The sequence below is a fragment of the Pontivivens ytuae genome (genome assembly GCF_015679265.1).
In the GTDB taxonomy this organism is placed as follows: Bacteria; Pseudomonadota; Alphaproteobacteria; order Rhodobacterales; family Rhodobacteraceae; genus Pontivivens; species Pontivivens ytuae.
The window spans coordinates 964,059-982,128 of sequence record NZ_CP064942.1; the positions used below are offsets into that span (position 1 = coordinate 964,059).

The 18,070-nt window shown below is 68.8% G+C and carries 17 protein-coding genes, 1 other RNA gene and 1 pseudogene; 7 read left to right on the plus strand and 12 right to left on the minus strand.

Annotated features, from left to right (window positions below; all coding sequences use genetic code 11):
* Positions 1-197 precede the first annotated feature (197 nt).
* Positions 198-1,691 (minus strand): Ppx/GppA family phosphatase, encoded by a 1,494-nt coding sequence (locus I0K15_RS04555; protein WP_196104226.1) that lies wholly within the window; start codon positions 1,689-1,691, stop codon positions 198-200.
* 303 nt (positions 1,692-1,994) lie between these two features.
* Here I0K15_RS04555 and I0K15_RS04560 point away from each other — a divergent pair, with 303 nt between their 5' ends.
* Positions 1,995-2,387, plus strand: a complete 393-nt coding sequence (locus tag I0K15_RS04560) for a hypothetical protein (RefSeq protein WP_196104227.1) — start codon at positions 1,995-1,997, stop codon at positions 2,385-2,387.
* 280 nt (positions 2,388-2,667) lie between these two features.
* Here the strand turns inward: I0K15_RS04560 and I0K15_RS04565 are convergent, their stop codons facing one another.
* A complete protein-coding gene (locus I0K15_RS04565) occupies positions 2,668-4,866 on the minus strand; it encodes an RNA degradosome polyphosphate kinase (RefSeq protein ID WP_196104228.1) in 2,199 nt (732 codons plus the stop codon).
* Positions 4,867-5,066: 200 nt separating this feature from the next.
* Positions 5,067-5,429, minus strand: a complete 363-nt coding sequence (locus tag I0K15_RS04570) for a TraR/DksA family transcriptional regulator (RefSeq protein WP_230374291.1) — start codon at positions 5,427-5,429, stop codon at positions 5,067-5,069.
* Between the two features lie 27 nt (positions 5,430-5,456).
* Here I0K15_RS04570 and I0K15_RS04575 point away from each other — a divergent pair, with 27 nt between their 5' ends.
* The 4 genes from I0K15_RS04575 (at position 5,457) to I0K15_RS04590 (ending at position 9,572) form a co-directional block, all read left to right on the plus strand.
* Positions 5,457-5,801: a YbaB/EbfC family nucleoid-associated protein gene (locus I0K15_RS04575; RefSeq protein ID WP_196104229.1), complete on the plus strand. Its 345-nt coding sequence runs from the start codon at positions 5,457-5,459 to the stop codon at positions 5,799-5,801.
* A 327-nt stretch (positions 5,802-6,128) separates the two neighbouring features.
* Positions 6,129-7,256 carry a beta-ketoacyl-ACP synthase III gene (locus I0K15_RS04580; protein WP_196104230.1) on the plus strand — a complete coding sequence of 376 codons (1,128 nt, stop codon included), beginning with the start codon at positions 6,129-6,131 and terminating at the stop codon, positions 7,254-7,256.
* Positions 7,257-7,327: 71 nt separating this feature from the next.
* Entirely contained in the window at positions 7,328-7,885 is a 558-nt protein-coding gene (gene recR / locus I0K15_RS04585; protein WP_230374385.1) for a recombination mediator RecR, read from the plus strand.
* Between the two features lie 166 nt (positions 7,886-8,051).
* Positions 8,052-9,572: an ankyrin repeat domain-containing protein gene (locus I0K15_RS04590; RefSeq protein ID WP_196104232.1), complete on the plus strand. Its 1,521-nt coding sequence runs from the start codon at positions 8,052-8,054 to the stop codon at positions 9,570-9,572.
* Here I0K15_RS04590 and I0K15_RS04595 read toward each other — a convergent pair.
* Together I0K15_RS04595 and ffs are read right to left on the minus strand one after the other, a co-directional pair.
* A complete protein-coding gene (locus I0K15_RS04595) occupies positions 9,569-10,369 on the minus strand; it encodes an alpha/beta hydrolase family protein (protein WP_196104233.1) in 801 nt (266 codons plus the stop codon). The genes I0K15_RS04590 and I0K15_RS04595 overlap by 4 nt on opposite strands.
* 25 nt (positions 10,370-10,394) lie before the next feature.
* An RNA gene (ffs, locus tag I0K15_RS04600) (signal recognition particle sRNA small type) lies at positions 10,395-10,491 on the minus strand.
* Positions 10,492-10,799: 308 nt separating this feature from the next.
* On the opposite strand from ffs, the gene I0K15_RS04605 reads away from it, so the two are divergent.
* Positions 10,800-11,759: an HpcH/HpaI aldolase/citrate lyase family protein gene (locus tag I0K15_RS04605; RefSeq protein ID WP_196104234.1), complete on the plus strand. Its 960-nt coding sequence runs from the start codon at positions 10,800-10,802 to the stop codon at positions 11,757-11,759.
* On the opposite strand, the gene I0K15_RS04610 is transcribed toward I0K15_RS04605, so the two are convergent.
* The 4 genes and pseudogenes from I0K15_RS04610 to I0K15_RS04625 all read right to left on the minus strand — a co-directional run bounded on the left by I0K15_RS04610 (position 11,756) and on the right by I0K15_RS04625 (position 14,654).
* Positions 11,756-12,241 carry a GNAT family N-acetyltransferase gene (locus tag I0K15_RS04610; protein ID WP_196104235.1) on the minus strand — a complete coding sequence of 162 codons (486 nt, stop codon included), beginning with the start codon at positions 12,239-12,241 and terminating at the stop codon, positions 11,756-11,758. The two genes, I0K15_RS04605 and I0K15_RS04610, sit on opposite strands and share 4 nt — an antisense overlap.
* A 2-nt stretch (positions 12,242-12,243) precedes the next feature.
* A pseudogene (locus tag I0K15_RS04615) lies at positions 12,244-12,705 on the minus strand (VIT1/CCC1 transporter family protein); the annotation flags it as partial.
* Positions 12,706-12,850: 145 nt separating this feature from the next.
* On the minus strand, positions 12,851-13,684 hold the full coding sequence (locus tag I0K15_RS04620; RefSeq protein WP_196104236.1) for an AraC family transcriptional regulator: 834 nt from the start codon (positions 13,682-13,684) through the stop codon (positions 12,851-12,853).
* Between the two features lie 61 nt (positions 13,685-13,745).
* Positions 13,746-14,654, minus strand: a complete 909-nt coding sequence (locus tag I0K15_RS04625; RefSeq protein ID WP_196104237.1) for a bifunctional helix-turn-helix transcriptional regulator/GNAT family N-acetyltransferase — start codon at positions 14,652-14,654, stop codon at positions 13,746-13,748.
* 99 nt (positions 14,655-14,753) lie between these two features.
* Between I0K15_RS04625 and I0K15_RS04630 the strand changes: the two genes are divergently transcribed.
* Positions 14,754-15,710, plus strand: coding sequence for an acetyl-CoA carboxylase carboxyltransferase subunit alpha (locus tag I0K15_RS04630; protein WP_196105368.1), 957 nt, complete (start codon positions 14,754-14,756; stop codon positions 15,708-15,710).
* A 52-nt stretch (positions 15,711-15,762) separates the two neighbouring features.
* On the opposite strand, the gene I0K15_RS04635 is transcribed toward I0K15_RS04630, so the two are convergent.
* Genes I0K15_RS04635 through I0K15_RS04645 form a run of 3 tightly spaced genes read right to left on the minus strand, consistent with a single transcriptional unit; the run spans position 15,763 to position 18,038 of the window.
* The gene (locus tag I0K15_RS04635; protein ID WP_196104238.1) at positions 15,763-16,467 is read right to left on the minus strand and encodes a lysophospholipid acyltransferase family protein; all 705 of its coding nucleotides are present in this window, start codon (positions 16,465-16,467) and stop codon (positions 15,763-15,765) included.
* Between the two features lie 9 nt (positions 16,468-16,476).
* On the minus strand, positions 16,477-17,364 hold the full coding sequence (locus I0K15_RS04640; protein WP_196104239.1) for a cell division protein FtsX: 888 nt from the start codon (positions 17,362-17,364) through the stop codon (positions 16,477-16,479).
* Positions 17,361-18,038 (minus strand): cell division ATP-binding protein FtsE, encoded by a 678-nt coding sequence (locus I0K15_RS04645; protein WP_230374292.1) that lies wholly within the window; start codon positions 18,036-18,038, stop codon positions 17,361-17,363. Before I0K15_RS04645 ends, I0K15_RS04640 begins: the two co-directional genes overlap by 4 nt.
* Positions 18,039-18,070 lie beyond the last annotated feature (32 nt).

The window sequence follows — 18,070 nt, forward strand, 5'->3', positions numbered from 1 at the left end:
TGTTTATTGTCCCCTCAAAGCCGCAGAGACGGCCCAAGTCTGGGGAGACAGCAAGGCGGCCCGGCAGCACAGCCGGGCCGCCTTGCGCTTTGAACGTCGCTTTTTGCAGCATCCGGCAGAGCACGTTCCGCATCGGTTGCGCAATGAGACTTTAGGCGTAGGGAGGCCGGGCATGGCATAAGCGCGCCTGCAGCCGGTCAGGAGCTCCGCATCTCCGGCTCCAGCTCCAGGCTGGTGGCGAGCTTGGCGAGGCGCTTTTCCACCACCTCGCCACCCAGCGCCGTCATCTCGCCGGCGAGCTCCAGCACCAGCTTGCCGTCCTCGCGCGCGATCCGCGCCTCCCGCAGGCCCTGCGCCGAGGCGCCGGTCAGCATGGCACCCAGCCGCAGCGCCCGGCCCACCGTCTCGGCCAGCGTCACCTCCTCCTGGTTGAGGAGCGCCAGCAGCGCTTCGTCGGGCCGCGCGCGCCGCCCGCTCTTGTAGCGATGCGACAGCACGAGGCCGAGGAAGACGCGCCCGCGATGGGTGATCCCACCCAGATTGGCCCGCGTCGCCGCCTCGAAGCTCACGGCGGGGCGGAAATCGGGATGCGTGCGCCAGTTGATGTCGTGGAGCAGGCAGGCCGCGTGGATCAGCCGCCGGTGATGCGGCTCCAGGTCATCGAAGAGCGGGTCGATCCACTCGTAGAGCGCCTCGCCGAAGCCCGGGAAGCGTGCGGCGGCCAGCTCCATATGCCGGCACGCCTCGATCAGCGGGTCGAGCCGCCGCGCCGCCTCGCTCATCACCTCGTAGAGCACCCCTTCGCGCAGGCCGTAGGAGGAAATCGCGATGCGCTCGGGCGCGAAGGCCGGGATCAGCCCGCGCAGCACCCGCGCGGCCATCGGCACCAGCGCCAGCCGCGCGTCGGAGGTCGTCGTGAGCGACTTGAAGGTGTCGAGGTCCTGCTCCACCGCCCATTCGGCGGTCTCCAGCATCTCCTCCGGCGTGGTCTCGTAGGCGTGCAGGACGTGCAGCGGGTACTCGTGGCGCGCCATGTGCAGTGCCGCGATCGCCCGCCAGGAGCCGCCGACGAGGAACATCTCCTCCACCTTGCCGGGCATCCGGTCGCGCAGATCGGAGAGGGTGTCGGCGATCGTCCGGTCGACCTCCTTGTCCGTGAGATCAGCGAGCGACAGGGGCGCGAGCTTCGAGGTGAGGCACGTCCCGATCCGCCCGCCATGGATGCGCGCAAGCTCCATCGAGGCGCCGCCGATATCCACCGTCAGCCCCACCGCGTCCGGCCAGCCGACGAGCACGCCCTGCGCGGCCAGCCGCGCCTCCTCCAGCCCCTCGACAACGCGCAGCTCCAGCCCGGTCTCCCGCGCGATTTCGGCCACGAAGTCGGGGCCGTCCTCAGCCTCCCGCACGGCGGCGGTTGCGACGCCGATCAGGGTGGTGAGCTCCATCCGCTCGGCCAGCGTGGTGAAGCGCCGGATGGTGGCGACCGCCTGCTGCCGCCCCTCGGGATGCAGCCGCCCGGTCGAGGCGATGCCCCGGCCGAGCCCGCACAGCACCTTCTCGTTGAAGAAGTAGGCCGGGCTGCGCGCCGCCCCGTCGAACACCACCAGCCGCACGGAGTTCGACCCCACATCGACCACCCCGACCCGCGAAAGGTCGATGGCCGTCGAAGGCTCGGGCGCGAGTTCGTTCATCCTGTCATCCCGTACCGGACCAAGTCGTGCCACTGACCTACCCTGTGGAAAAAGGAAATCAAACCGGTTGGGACCCGCAACCGCCCGTATACCGGTGGTCGATGAAGCAGGAAATCGACGTGATGCGCCCACGCCGCACTCCGCCGTCGCCGGCACGGATCGAGGTCTCGACCCCGTTTCCCGTTTGCCCGTTTGATTGGGCGGCCCCACGATGAGACCGTGTGAGCGGCGGAGGACGGTGCGTGTGGAGAGCACACGCCGCGAGTGGGGGCGAAGCGCGTTCGCCGGAGGTGGGGCACTGGCATGAATGTCATCGACCGATACTGGAGGGGTCTGATCGGCATCCTCAAGAAATGGGCGCATGTCGGATGCGGCGTGCTCCTCGTGCTGCACGCGATGATCGACCCGAACGCCTACCTGATCATTACGACCGCACTCTACATCGGCATGATCTTCGGCGGGCGGTTTCCGCAGCATTCGGCCTTTCACTACTTCATGTTCTTGCTGCTGCTGGGCCTGTTCTTCGTCGGCTCCCAGTACGACCGCCTGATCGACGGCGGGAGGAGCTACGCGGTGTTTGCCACCGCCCTCATTGTGTGCTGTGCGAACACGTTCGATCCGAAGGATTGGAAAGGGTTCGGCAGGGTCCGTCGGCCGGACGGACAGGCCCCGGATCGCGCGAAGGGTCGCTTGTGAGCCGAGCAGTTGGGCCGGCTGGGGCGGAATGACGCCGAACGGTGCTGTTGAGGGTGGGCGGCCCCGGATCGGGGTCCGGGGCGGGGGCTACCAATCCAACCGTCCCGGCCGAAGCGCCGGGACCTTTCGCTGCAATGGAACAACCGGGGGCGAGGTCCCATTGATCGGACCGCATCGCCCCATGACGACGCATAGCTTCGTTGGTTTGCACGCTTGGGCCAACGGCCCCGGATCAAGTCCGGGGTGGTTGCGCCCAGTTCAACCGATCCGCCTGGCCCGCTCAGCCCGTCGCCTCGACCGGCGCTACCGTCTGCTTTGTCAGACGCGGCGCGTCCTGTTTGCCGGCGCGGCCGCGGCCCGAGAGGGACGGGTTCTCCATGAAGAAGCGGTGGCAGTTGAACGCCTCCTCCCCTTCCGGCGCGCCGGGGCGCACATAGGTGCCGTCCGGGCGCAGCACCCAGGTCTGCGCCTCGTCGGCGAGGTTCGCCGCCATCACCTGATCGACGATCTGCGCGTGGACAGTGGGGTTGGTGATCTCCACCAGCGTCTCCACCCGCCGATTGAGGTTGCGGCCCATCCAGTCGGCAGAGGAGATGTAGACCCGCGCCTCCTCCGACGGCAGGCCGTGGCCGTTGCCAAAGCAGGCGATGCGCGAGTGCTCGAGGAAGCGGCCCACCACCGACTTCACCCGGATGGTCTCGCTCAACCCCTTCACGCCGGGGCGCACGCCGCAGATGCCGCGGACCACGAGGTCGACCTGCACGCCCGCCTGGCTCGCGGCATAGAGCGCATCGATCACGTCGGGCTCGATCAGGGAGTTCACCTTGGCCCAGACCGCCGCGGGCCGCCCGGCCTTCGCATGGGCGATCTCCGCTTCCAGGCTCTCGAGGATATGGCTCTTCAGGCTGTGGGGGGAGATGTGCAGGTTCTCCAACCCCTCGGGCATCGCGTAGCCGGAGACGTAGTTGAAGACCTTCGTCGCATCGCGGCCCAGCGGCTTGTCGCAGGTAAAGAGGCTGAGGTCGGTGTAGAAATTCGCCGTGATCGGATGATAGTTGCCCGTCCCGAAGTGAGAGTAGGTGACAAGCTCGCCCCCCTCGCGCCGCACGACGGTGGAGATCTTGGCGTGCGTCTTCCAGTCAATGAAACCGTAGACGACCTGCGCCCCGGCGCGTTCGAGCTGCCGCGACAGCCGGATGTTCGCCGCCTCGTCGAAGCGGGCCTTGAGCTCGACCAGTGCTGTGACGGACTTCCCGTCCTCCGCCGCCTCGCACAGCGCCTGCACGATCGGCGAGTTCTTCGACGTGCGATAGAGCGTCTGCTTGATCGCCAGCACGTCCGGGTCGCGCGCCGCCTGCCGGATGAAGTCGACGACCGTGTCGAAGGTCTCGTAAGGATGATGCAGCAGCATGTCCTTCTGTCGGACGGCGGCGAAAATGTCGCCCTCGTGGTCCTGCACCCGCTCGGGCATGCGCGGCTTGTAGGCGGGCCACAGCAGTTCGGGCCGCTCGGAGATCACGAGCTCGCTGAGGTCGGAGATGCCGATCACGCCCTCGATCTCGATCACCTCCTCGCCGCTGGCGCCCAGCTCCTCGATCACCATGGCGCGCAGATCGGCGGGTGCATCGGCGGAGATCTTGAGGCGGATCACCTCGCCGCGGCGGCGGCGCTTGAGCGCGCTTTCGAACTCACGCACGAGGTCCTCGGCCTCTTCCTCCACCTCCAGGTCGCTGTCGCGCAGCACGCGGAAGGTGCAGAGGCCCGCCGTCTCGTAGCCCGGGAACAGCCGGTCGAGGAACAGCTCCAGCAGCCCCTCCAGCGGCAGGAAGCGGGTGATGCCGGGGCGCCCGCCCTCCAGCCGGATGAAGCGGTCGACCTGGCTCGGCACCGGCAGCAGGGCCTCCAGTGGGGCGCCGTCCTTGCGGCGCTTGAGCTGCAGCGCCATGGCGAACCCGGCGGACGGGATGAACGGGAAGGGGTGCGCAGGGTCGATGGCGAGCGGCGTCAGGACCGGGAAGACCTGGTCCATGAAGACCTGCTCCAGCCGCTCCGCATCCGCCTTGGTCAGGTCGCCGGGACCGACAACGCAGATATCCTCGCGCGCGAGCTCCTGCCGCAGCTCCGCCCAGCAGTCCTGCTGGCGCAGCATCAGCGCACGCGCATCCGCGTCGATCTGGTCGAGCTGCTCGGCCGGGGTCAGCCCGTCGGCCGAGGGCTTGACCACGCCGCCGCGCACGAGCCCGCGCAGGCCCGCGACGCGCACGGTGTAGAATTCGTCGAGATTGGAGCCCGAGATCGACAGGAACCGCACCCGCTCCAACAGCGGAACGGCCGGGTTCTGCGCCTCTTCCAGCACCCGCCAGTTGAAGGCGAGCCACGACAGCTCCCGGTTGAAGAAGCGCTGCGGGCCCGCCGGATCGAAGCCCGGAAGCTCGACCGGATCGGAGGCGGTGGAATTGAGGAAATCGGCCTGGGTCATGCTTTTGGTATATCGTGCGCGCTCACGACAGGTCCATGACACCGCCCCCGGTTTTGGTTCGGTTCTGCGCCAAATCGGGTGGGGTCTAAGGGGCGCTGCCCCTTCTGGCCTGACGGCCATTCATCCCCGGGATATTTGGACAAGCTGGAAAGCGCCGATCGGGCGCTCTCTCTTCTTCCAATATCCCCGCCGGAGGCCGGTCAGCCCGCGCAACCGACACAGCGGGTGGCGGTGGGGTTGAGGCGGAGACGGGCTTCGGGGATCTCGTCGCCGCAGGCCTCGCACCAGCCGAACGTGCCGTCCTTAAGCCGGGCGATTGCCGCCTCGATCCCGCGGCGGCGCGCGGCGCGGCGGGCCGCCTGGGCCTTCGCCATCGCCTGGCCCTGCAGCGCGTCCATCCGGCTGAGGCGCCCCACCGACTGCTGGTCGAGCACCACCACATCGCGGGCATCCGCGTTGGCGCCTTCCTCCGCATCGAGTTGCGCGATCAGATCGTCGAGCAAGGCGCGGGCCTCCCGCTCCTCCATCGCTTGTCCCTCCCGCCCCGCAGGCGTATCTGTCATCCCGACAGCGAAACAAGGGAGCGCGCGATGTTCAAGGGTCTCGGCGGTCTGGGCGACATGGGCAAGCTCATGAAGCAGGCCCAGGAAATGCAGGAGAAGATGCAGGAGGCGCAGGCCGCCCTCGACACGATCGAGGTCGAGGGCGAGGCGGGCGCCGGTCTCGTCCGCGCGCGGGCGACAGCGAAGGGCGACCTCGTGGGGCTCACCATCGCCGACGAGCTCTTCAAGCCCAAGGAGCGCGAGGTGGTCGAGGACCTGATCGTCGCCGCCGTGAAGGACGCGCAGGAAAAGGCGCAGGCCCGCGCGCAGGAAGAGATGGCGAAGGTCACCGACGGCCTGCCCCTGCCGCCGGGCATGAAGCTGCCGTTCTGAAGGGCGGCTTCGCGCCCGCCCCGAACCCGATGCGGGTCCGCGCTCTACGAAGTGAGCAGGCTCGAAGGAGTTGGCTTACGGTCCCGGCTCTCCGGCCGGGATGGTAGAACTGGATCGCAACCGCCCCGGACTTGATCCGGGGTCGCTCGAAACAGGACGACCACTCTCGAAGCAGGACGCCGGCGGTCCCGGCGCTTCGGCCGGGACGGTGGGCGCGGGTCACGGCCGCGCCGTTCCCGAACGTCCCATCAAAACGGCCCCGAACCCCTCTGGCCCTTCGATCGTTCGGGCAATAGTGTCGTGACAGAAAAAAGACGAGGGGAACCTATGCATCAGCCCGCGATTACCGGGTCCGGGGTCTTCACCCCGTCAGAGATCATCACCAATGACGAGCTGGTCGCGGCGTTCAACGCCTATGCGGACCGCTACAACGAAGAACATGCCGAGGCGATTGCGGCCGGTGAGGTCGAGGCCAAGACCCATTCGAACGCCGAGTTCATCTTCGCCGCCTCCGGCATCGAGCAGCGCTATGTCCTGAACAAGGACGGCGTGCTCGACCCCGCGCGGATGTTCCCCCGCTTCCGCGAACGCTCCGATGATGAGCCCTCCCTCATGGCCGAGATCGCGGTGAAGGCCGCGGGCGACGCGCTGGCGCAGGCGGGGATCGAGGCGAAGGACATCGACGCGGTGATCTGTGCCGCCTCCAACATGGAGCGGGCCTACCCGGCGATGGCCGTGGAGATCCAGCAGGAGCTCGGCATCGAGGGCGGCTTCGCCTTCGACATGAACGTCGCCTGCTCCTCCGCCACCTTCGGGCTGCAGCAGGCCGCGGACATGATCCGCTCGGGCTCCGCCCGCCGGGTGCTGATGGTGAACCCGGAGATCACGTCCGGCCACCTGGAATGGCGCGATCGCGACTGCCACTTCATCTTCGGCGATGTCTGCACCGCCGTGGTGGTCGAGCGGGCGGAGGACGCGAAGGGCCCGCATTACGACATTCTCGACACGCGGCTGCTCACCCAGTTCTCCAACAACATCCGCAACAATAACGGCTTCCTGCGCCGCACCCGCCCCCACGGGATGGAGGACCGGCGCGACATGCAGTTCGTGCAGGAGGGCCGCAAGGTCTTCAAGCAGGTGGTCCCGATCGTGGCCGAGCTGATGACCAGGCACCTCGCGGACAACGACATCGCGCCGGATCAGGTCAAGCGCATGTGGCTGCACCAGGCCAACAAGTCGATGAACGACCTGATCGGGAAGAAGGTCATGGGCCGCGAGCCGACGCGGGAGGAGCAGCCGAACATCCTGCAAGACTACGCGAACACCTCCTCGGCGGGGTCGATCATCGCGTTTTCGAAGTATTCCGACGATCTGGAGGATGGCGACCTGGGCGTGATCTGCTCCTTCGGCGCGGGCTACTCCGTCGGCTCGGTCATCGTGCGGCGGGTGGCATAGCGCCATGCCTCCGGCGGGGATATTTGGGGACAGATGAAGTGAGCGGGGCGCTCGACGAGCTGATCGCGCTGATGGCGCGGCTGCCGGGGCTGGGGCCGCGCTCCGCCCGCCGGGCAGCGTTGGCTCTGGTGCAGAAGCGCAAGGTGCTGCTGGAGCCGCTGGCCGGGGCCATGGCGGAGGTGGCCGCGAGCGTGCGCGAGTGCCTCATCTGCGGCAATGTCGGCACGGGCGAGAAATGCGACATCTGCCTCGATCCCAAGCGGGACGGGCGGACGATTTGTATCGTAGAGGACGTCGCCGATCTCTGGGCGATGGAGCGGGCGCAGGTCTTCAAGGGCCGCTACCACGTGCTGGGCGGCACACTCTCGGCCCTGGACGGCATCGGGCCGGAGGATCTGAACCTGCCGCGCCTCGCCGCCCGCGTCGAGCAGGACGGGGTGGAGGAACTGATCCTCGCCCTCGGCGCCACCGTCGACGGGCAGACCACCGCTCATTACATCGCCGACATGCTGGAGGGGCGCGGCGTGCGCGTGACCTCGCTGGCGCAGGGCGTGCCGGTGGGCGGCGAGCTCGACTATCTCGACGACGGGACGATCACGGCGGCGCTGAACGCCCGCCGCTCGGTCTGAGACTTGCGCGGAACGCGGCCCCGGGCGTAGGCTGAAAGAGGCCGACCGGGGCGGCCGCCCGATCCGTGGACAGCGCCGCGCGCACCCCTGACATACGATCAGCACCCTCGGGTTGACCTGATGCCCGCCTCAACGGATCGCCGGGCCGATGTCAGGAGACCCCGTCATGACCCTCGATCCGAACCGTTTGCGCCGAGATGCCAAGGCTTTGCTGCGGGCCGCCCGCGCCGGGGACGCCGCCGCCGCGGCGCGTCTGGAAGCCGTCGCCAAGGGCACGCCCCGCCACGCCGACGCCCTGCACGTCATCGCGCAGGACCATAGCCACGAGAGTTGGCCGGCACTCGTGCTCGCCGCCGAAACCGCCTCCATGGACCGCGCGGCGCGGGAGGAGGCGCTGAAATATGCGCTCTATCTCGGCAACCATCCGCGGGTCGACAGCCTGCTCGCCGCCGATCCGACGCTGGCGCGGGCCAATCTGGGCCTTGCCTGTGCGCTCTATGATCTGGAGGGCGTGGGCGGCATGCTGGCCCGCGATCCGCAGGCCGCGACCCGCCTCGTCGCCGGGCCGCGGGAGCCGATCCTGCACCTCACCTTCTCCCGCCACCACCAGCGGGCGCCGGAGAAGCGGGAGGCGATGCTCGCGATCGCCGAAACGCTGGTCGCCCACGGCGCCGACGTGAACGCGAGCTATCCGTTCCAGCAGGGCGCGGAGCATCGCCTCTCCGCCCTCTACGGCGCGCTGGGGCACGCGGACAACCTGCCGCTCGCCCGCTGGCTGCTGGAGCATGGGGCGACGCCGGACGACAACGAGTCGCTCTATCACGCGACGGAGCTCGGCCATCTCGACGGGGTGCGGCTGCTGCTGGAGCACGGCGTGACCATCGCGGGCACCAATGCCCTGCCCCGGATGCTGGACTTCGACAATGCCGAGGGCGTGCGCCTGCTGCTCGAGGCCGGGGCCGATCCGAACGAGGGGATCGCGGAGCATCCCTCCTGTGAGCCGCCCGCGGTGATCCCCGCCCTCCATCAGGCCGCGCGGCGCATGTGCTCCGCCGAGGTCGCGGAGCTGCTGATCGACCACGGCGCGGACGGCACCGTGCCCTACCGCGAGCACACCGCCTACGCCCAGGCCCGGATCATGGGCAATCACGCCGTAGCACGGGTGCTGGAGGCGCACGGCCAGGCCACCCCGCTCGACCCCGTCGAGACGCTCCTCGCCCAGGCCGCCGACGGCGCACCGCGCGGGCGCGTGACGGAGGAGGCGCTGAGTGCCGACATCCACTGCATCCTCACCCGCCTCTTCGGGTTCGAGGGACGGCTGGAGCACGCCAAGCGCCTCGTCGCCCTCGGCATCGATCCGGACTGGCGGGACGAGCAGGACATGTCCGCCATCCACATCGCGGGGTGGGAGGGGCTGGCCGACGAAGTCGCGTGGCTCCTCACCTTCGACCCCGACCTCGAATACAAGAACATGTATGGCGGCAACCTGCTGGGCACCGTCATCCACGGCTCCGACAACGCACCGGCCCGCGCGCGGCGCGATCACCTGACCTGTGCGCGGCTGGTGCTGGAGGCGGGCTCGCCACTGCATCGCAGCGACATCACCGATGCGGGGACGGAGGAGATGGAAAGCCTGCTCGCCGACTGGGCCGAGGCGCATCCCGACAGCGTGTTGGAGAACGCCTAGCCGCGCTCTGCGAACCAGTCCCACGCCGTCGCGGCGATCGAGGGGCCGATCGCGTAGAACCAGTGATCGTGCCCCAGCACGGGACGGAACAGAACGTCGTGCCCCGCCTCGGCCAGCGCCCGGGCGGAGGCACGGCCATCGTCGAGCGGGAAGTTGAGATCCTCGGTGCCCAGGATCAGGAGCAGGTCCGGCGCGCCTTCCTTCGCCCGGATGCGCCTCTGCGGCAGGGTTCCGGCATGGACGGCGACGGCCTGCCAGGGGCCGTCCGTCCCGTTGGCGAGCGTCTGGGCATGGATCCCGCCGGCGCTGTGCCCGAAGAGGAAGATCTGCTCGGAGTCGATCCGCGCCTCGGCGCCTGCCGCCTCCAGTATGCGCGCCACGGCACCGGCCCCGTGCTGCCGGATCGACCAGCCGCCATCCGCATCCGGCGCGATCAGCACCAGCCGGTGCTGCCGGGCCACCGCGCGCCACATGTCGAGTTGCGACAGGCCTGTGCGCCCCGCGCCGTGAAACAGCACGACCGCAGGCCGGGGCGTGAGGCTGCCGCCGAAATCGAGCATGTGCCAGGTGACGCCGTCGGTCTCGAAGGTCCGCTGGCCCTGGTCCCGCTCTACATAGGTCGTGCCCTGCCTGCCGAAGCTCATGGGCCGCGGCAGCCGCTCTTCGGTGAAGACGCCGGGTGTCGCCGCGACATCGGCGACGGCCACCGGCAGCATCCGTTCCTGATAGAGCATCATGCCGAGGAGCAGGAGGACGAGAGCGGTCGCGCCCCGCACAATCAAACGAACAGGGGACATGGCAGACCGGTCTTCATCGTGGATGGGTGAGAGGCTGGACAACGACCCAAGCGGGGCTCGTTACGGCTGCTTCCTTCCGGACCTGACCGGGTTGGCGAGGCGCCTGCCCGCGCCAACCTCTCAGTTGTGGAGATAGCCCCGCCCGCGCCGGAGCGCAACCCATGCCCGACGCCGACCGCCTCCCACCTGCGCAACAGCCCCCTCCCCCGCTTCGGGGGAGGGTTGGGGAGGGGGAAAGCTCAGGAAGCACCGCTAACCTCTCCACGGTACACCACGATGTCGTACGACCTGTGCACGCATGTCATACGCAAATCATACGCCGCTCTCGGCGTTAACCTTCGCACCCGCAGCATTCCGCTTGACGCAGACTGCGCAACGAAATAGCGATTGAGCCGCAATCCGCGAAACTTCCTTACGCGACGGAGATCCCATGTCCTTCAAGGTCCAGCCGCAGGCCCCCGCCGTTCCGAACCGCTGCCAGCTCTTCGGCCCCGGCTCGCGCCCCGCGATCTTCGAGAAGATGGCCGCCTCCGCCGCCGACGTGATCAACCTCGACCTGGAGGATTCGGTGAGCCCGTCCGACAAGGACGGCGCGCGCAAGAACGTGATCGAAGCGGTCAACGATATCGACTGGGGCAACAAGACGTTGTCGGTGCGCATTAACGGTCTAGACACGCCGTACTGGTATCGGGACGTGGTCGATGTGTTGGAGCAGGCAGGCGACCGGATCGACCGCTTCATGATCCCCAAGGTCGGCAATGCAGGCGACATCTACGCCGTCGATGCGCTGGCCAGCGCCGTGGAAATGGCGAAGGGCCGGACGAAGCGTGTCGGCTTCGAGGTCATCATCGAGACCGCCGCTGGCCTCGCCCATGTCGAGGAGATCGCGGCCGCCTCCCCCCGGATGCAGGCGATGAGCCTCGGCGCCGCGGACTACGCCGCCTCCATGGGGATGCAGACCACGGGGATCGGCGGCACGCAGGAGAACTACTACATGGTCACGCCCGACCGCGCGCAGCACTGGGGCGACCCGTGGCACGCGCCGATCGTGGCCATCGTCGCCGCTTGCCGCACCCACGGCCTGCTGCCGGTGGACGGGCCCTTCGGCGACTTCTCCGACGACGAGGGCTTCACGGCGCAGGCCAAGCGCTCCGCCACGCTCGGCATGGTCGGCAAGTGGGCGATCCACCCCAAGCAGGTGGCGCTCGCCAACGAGGTCTTCACGCCCTCCGACGCCCAAGTGACCGAGGCGCGCGAGATCCTCGCCGCGATGGAGGAGGCGGAGAAGTCCGGCCAGGGCGCCGCGGTCTACAAGGGCCGCCTCGTCGACCTCGCCTCGATCCGCCAAGCGGAGGTCATCGTGAAGCAGGCCGAGATGATCGCGGGCTAGCCCGCTGTGGGCCTCACCCGTTCCCAGACCTGATAGCGCAGATCGCTACCCCAAGGATCCGGCTCTTCCGAGAGCCGGACGAAACCGAACCGGCCATAGAGGTGCAGCGCCGCATCGAGCCCCCGATAGGTGCTCAGCCAAGCACGTACCACGCCGCTGCCGTCGAGATGCGCGCAGGCCTGCTCCATCAGCGTTCGCCCCAGACCACGCCCGCGCAGGGCGTCGTTGATGATGAACCAGCGGAGTTGCCCGGCATCGGGCTCGGTCAGATCGACCACCATGCTCGCCGCAAGCCGCCCTTCGTGCCTGACGGTCGCGATCAGATCGCGGTTCGCGTCATACTGCGCGAGGAAGTCGCCGAGATTGCGGGCCTGATACGCTTCGAAGGTCGAACCGAGCCCCCAGACCGGTGCGTAGTAGTCCATGTGCAGCTGCAGGATCTCAGCTATGAGGCCAGGGCGGTACGCGGTCTCGATCTCCATCGCTATCCCTGCCCGATCCCCATGCCCACCGCGACGACGATGGCACCGCCGAGCACGACCTGGATCGTCGCGCGCTTCCACGGGGTCTTCATCCAGCGGTTCTGGATGTAGACGATCGCCCAGAGCTCGACGAAGACCACGGCGATCGCCGTCCAGGTGGCGATCCAGAAGTCGGGGATCAGGTAGGGCAGCGCGTGGCCGAGCCCGCCAACGGTCGTCATCACCCCCGTCGCGATACCCCGCTTGATCGGCGAGCCGCGGCCCGTGACCACGCCGTCATCCGCTGCAGCCTCGGTGAAGCCCATGGAGATCCCGGCCCCCAGCGAGGCGGCGAGCCCGATGAGGAAGGTCTGCCAGGTGTCCTGCGTCGCGAAGGCCGCCGCGAAGATCGGCGCGAGGGTCGAGATCGAGCCGTCCATCAGCCCCGCAAGGCCGGGCTGCACATAGACGAGGACGAATTCGCGTTCCTTTTCCGAGGGTGTTCCCTCGGCGCGGCGGGGGCAATCCTCCCGCTCGCAGGGCTGGGTGATGCCGCTCATGACATGTCTCCTTGCCGGTCTCAGATTAGAATAATTCTAAAGTGAGAGAACGACAAGGAGACGGGTGCGATCACTTCAGCGGGACGCAGACATCCGTGAGCAGCTCTTCGGGCGGCGTGTCCATCGGCGAGTTGAGATAGACCTCGAAGGGGGGCGCATCGCCGGGCACCTCTCCGCTCTTCGGCAGCCAGACGCCGTAGAGGTAGTCGTAGGCCGCGCGCAGGCCCGCATAGGGACCCTTGTAGTGCATGACGGCGGTGCGCCCCGGCGCGAGGCGCAGGTCCTCGAGCACGTCGGGCATCTCGAAGCCGTCCTCGACCACGACCCCGGCATGGGAGTTCAGCTCGGCCTCCGGCACCGCGGTCACGTCGTCGTGGTAGACGCCGACCATGCCGCGGGCGTGGGGCCAGAGCTCACGGGCGGTGAAGATGTTGCCCACCTTCTCGAAAGCCTTGCCGATCTCCATGTAGGCGCCCTTGTGAGGCACAGCGGCGAGGCGCCGGGGCGGGACCTCGGCGATATCAACGGGATGCACGGGATAGTCTCCTCTGTCCGGTTGCTGGAGCGGCGAGCGCAGCTCACCGCGTTGCCGGAACGCGCCGGGGGACATGCCGTAGGCCTCGCCGAAGGTGCGGGTGAAGCTCTGCAGGTTCGGGTAGCCCGCGCGCTTCGCCACCTCCGCGATCGGCCAGTCGCGCTGGACCAGCCAGCAGGCGGCACGGTGCAGCCGCATCCGCCGGACGGTCTGGGCCAGCGTCTCGCCGGTCATCGCCTGGTAGATGCGGTGCCAGTGAAAGCGCGACATGGCCGCCACATCCGCGAGCGCGTCGAGCGACAGGTCGCCCGTGGGGTTGTCGTGGATGTGGTCCACGACGCGCAGGATGCGGTCCTCGTAGCTCTGCATCGGCCCTCCGGTCCTCGTTCCGTGGAGAGTGCATGGCACGGGGCCGCTTCGCAAATCTTGCTCAGTTGAGGGAGCGCACCCACCGCTCGCCCATGAGCGGGATGCCGAACTCGGCGTGGGGGAAGCTCTCGACCAGCTCGAAGCCACGGGCGGCGTAGAGGCGGCGGGCGGCGTCCAGTTCCGGCTGGGTCCAGAGGGTGATGCGGGTGTAACCGGCGGCGCGGGCGAAGCGGAGGCATTCGTCCAACAGCATCCCGCCGACGCCGCGGCCGCGGGCCTCAGGATCGACATAGAGCAGGCGGAGCTTGGCGAGCTCCGGATCGTCGGTCTGCACGCAGAACACACAGCCGAGGCGGCGGGGGCCATCGTGGGCGATCCAGAGCCGCTCGCGCTCCGGGTCGTGGCCGCTGCCGAAGTCGCCGACGATCTGCGCGACCAGTGCTTCGAAGCGCGATCCCCAGCCGAGTTCGGCGGCCTGCACGGTGCCGTGGCGCTCCACGATCCAGCCGAGGTCGCCGAGTTCGGGCGGCCGCAGCGCGACCTGACCCGCCGGCGCCAGCAACGCATCCACGCCCGCAAGATGATCGGCGAGTGCAGTTCGCGCGGCGGGGCTCAGCGGCTCCAGCACCTCTTCCATCGCGGCGCGCTGAACCGCGATGAACCCGTCCATCGCGGCCTCGCCCGCCGCGGTCATGGAGAGGAGCCGCGCCCGCCCGTCCGCGGGATCGGGCCGCGTCTCCACCAGCCCGTCGGCCTTCAGCCGCGCCACGATCCGGGTGAGATACGCACTGTCGAGCCCGAGCGCCGCCCCGATCTGTGCCGCCTGCGGCCCGCCCATCGCGCCCACCTCGTAGAGCACCCGCATCTCCGGCAGGGAGTAGCCGGAGCGCGCGAGGCTCTCCTCCAGCAGGCCGATGCGCCGGGTCCAGCTGCGGTTGAAGGCGCGGATGGTGTCGATGGTGTCCAGCATGGCTCCTCCGATTTACCTGACTTTGTCAGCTATCTCGAAGAATTGCAATTCCCGTAGCGGAAGGCCTATATCGCGGCGGACGTGAACGAGCGGGGCGACATGCAGAACTATCTCGACTTCGAAAAGGGGCTGGCCGAGATTGAGGGCAAGGCCGAGGAACTGCGCGCCCTCGCCCGCCAGGACCCGGAGATGAAGGTCGATGAGGAGGCGAGCGCGCTCGACGCCAAGGCCAAGGGCCTGCTCGAAGAGCTCTACAAGGGCCTGACCCCATGGCGGAAGGCGCAGGTGGCCCGCCACCCCAACCGCCCGCACTGCAAGGACTACATCGACACGCTCTTCACCGAGTACACGGCACTTGCGGGCGACCGGAACTTCGCGGATGACCACGCGGTGATGGGTGGCCTCGCCCGGTTCGAGGACAAGCCGGTGGTGGTGATCGGGCAGGAGAAGGGGCACGACACAGCCACGCGGATCGCGCGCAACTTCGGCATGGCGCGGCCTGAGGGCTATCGCAAGGCGGTGCGCCTGATGGACCTCGCCGACCGCTTCGGCCTGCCGGTGATCACGCTGGTGGACACGCCCGGCGCCTATCCCGGCAAGGGGGCGGAGGAGCGCGGCCAGTCCGAGGCCATCGCCCGCTCCACCGAGAAATGCCTGCAGATCGGCGTGCCCCTCGTCTCCGTCGTCATCGGCGAGGGCGGCTCGGGCGGTGCCGTCGCCTTTGCCACCGCGGACCGGGTCGCGATGCTGGAGCACTCGATCTACTCCGTGATCTCACCCGAAGGCTGCGCCTCGATCCTCTGGAAGGACGCGGAGAAGATGCGCGAGGCGGCCGAGGCGCTGCGGCTTACCGCGCAGGACCTCAAGAAGCTCGGCGTCATCGACCGCATCATCGAGGAGCCGATGGGCGGCGCGCAGCGCGACCGAGAGCAGGCAATCGCCGGTGTCGGCCGCGCGATCGGCGCGATGCTCAAGGAGCTGAGCGGCAAGGACGCCAAGACCATCGTCGCCGACCGCCGCCGCAAGTTCCTGGAGATGGGCGGTACGGCGCTCTAGGCGCCTGCTCGATCACTCTCGCCAAGTACGCCCGCCGGAGGCGCCTCCCAGCTCAGGCCGGGTCGGGCAGAAGGGCGTCGGACGCCGGTTCGATCTCGGCTTCGAGCCGCGCCATGAACTCCGCATGGTCGAGGCCCGGCGGGATCTCCGGCAGGAACTCCACGACCGCGACACCGGGCCGGCGCAGCACCGAGTTGCGGCCCCAGAAGAGCCCCGCATTGGTCGCCGCGGGCACGCAAGGAAGCCCGTAGGCCTCGTAGAGCGCCGCGGCCCCCCGCTTGTAGCGGGCGACCTGGCCCGGCGCGACGCGGGTCCCTTGCGGGTAGATCACCACCTGCCCGGGTTCATCGAGCTTCTGGCCCACATCCTCGACCATCTTGCCCATCGCCCCCTTCTCCCCGCGATTGACCGGCGCGCAGCCGATCTGCATCGCGTAGAAGCCGACGATGGGGGTCCACTTCACCGAGCTCTTCATCACGAATTTCGGGCGCGGCAGCGTGCCCATCATCATGATGATGTCGAGGAAGCTCTGGTGCTTGGACGCGACGATGCACGCCCCCTGGGGCACCGCCCCGCGGATCTCGACCCGCAGGCCGATGAGGTTCCGGGCGAGCCAGAAGACGACGTAGCAGTAGCGAGACATGAACCAGTAGGCCGCGTCGCGCGACAGCACCGCGGGGATCGCGCCGATGAGGCCCATGACGGCCATCACGACATACATGGCGAAGGAAAAGATCAGCGATCGGATCAGCAGCATCGGGGGTCCTCAGCCATCCTCGAGACGGCGCAGCATGGCGAAGGCCGCCATGCGCGTCGCGATAAACGCGGTCAGCGCCGCGATCAAGGGGATGGTGAGGAAGAGCGCCCATTCCGCGCCCTCCGGTCCGAGCCGCGTGACGAAGGCCGCCTCGCGCGCCACGTCGGGCATCAGCGCGAGGCCGAGGGCGGCGAGACCGGTGCCAATCACGGCGCCTGCACCTGCGCGCAGGGTGAAGCGGCGGACGAAGGCGCGGGCGATGTAGCGGTCCTGAGCCCCGATCAGCCGCAGCGTGCGGATGAGCTGGGCGTTAGCGGCCAATGCTGCCTGTGCGGCGAGCGTGATCATCGTGGCGGTCGCAGCAAGGATCAGCACCAGCGCGCCGAGGGCGAAGACCCCGAGCCGCCGCGCGGCGGACACCATCGGCCGCCGCCAGCGCGTATGGTCGTCAAGCACCGCATCGGGCGCTTCCCCGGCGAGGCGCAGGCGCAGGCTCTCCATATCCGGGCCGGCCTCGCTCTCCTCCATCACAATGATGCGGGGCAGCGGCAGCACGTCGAGGGTGAGCGAGGTGCCGAGCCAGGGTGTGAGCAGATCCGCCTGTTCCTCCCGCGTGAGGAGCCGCGCCGCGATGATGCCGGGCGTCGTCTCGGCAGCCGCAAGCGCCGCCTCAGCCTGCGCGTCCATGTCCGGCGCGCTCGCGAGAACCGTGATGGTGGAGGAGCGGGCGAGCTCCGCCGACCAGCGCTCCGCAAGCCGGCCCGCGGCAAGGGACGCTGCCAGCGCCGCAACCGCGAGGGCTGCCATCGCGATGGCCGTGGCGCTGACGAGCCAGGCGGTGAAGCCCGAGGGCGGGACGATGTTCTCCGCCTTTGCGGCCGGGCGCAGGGCGCTCACAGGTCGGTCCCCGCGACGGTCATCCGCCCCTTGGCGAGGCGCAGCACGCGGGCGTTCACGTCGGCCTTCGCCGCGCGGATCAGGTTGAGGTCGTGGGTCGCGATCAGGATTGCCTTGCCGAGCCGGTTGAGCTCGACGAGGAGGCGCAGCACCTTCTCCGCCATCGCCCAGTCGAGGTTGCCCGTGGGCTCGTCCGCGACGATCACGTCGGGGGCGACGATGATGGCGCGGGCCAGCGCCGCCCGCTGACGCTCGCCGCCCGAAAGCTCCGGCGGCAGGGCGGTCGCGCGATGCTCCAACCCCACCCATTTCAGGAGGTCGTCGAGGTCCTGGTCACTGTTGCCATCCGCACGGCCACTGACGCGCAAGGGCAACATGATGTTGTCGCGCAGGCTCAGGTGGTCGAGGAACTGGCAGTTCTGGTGCATCACGCCCATGCGCTGCCGCTGGCGCGCGATGTCGTCCCGGTCCATGCCGGCCGCATCCCGCCCGAAGCTCAGCATCCGCCCCTCGCTCGGCCGCAGCGCGAGGTAGCACATCTTGAGGAAGGTGGTCTTTCCCGCGCCCGACGGCCCGGTGAGGAAGTGGAACGAGCCCGGCGTCACCTGCAGCGTGAGCCCCGACAGGATCCGGTCCTGACCGTAGCTGAAGCCCGCCTCTTCGAATTCGATCACGGCTGCCCCGTTTCTTCTTGTTGCCCCCGGCG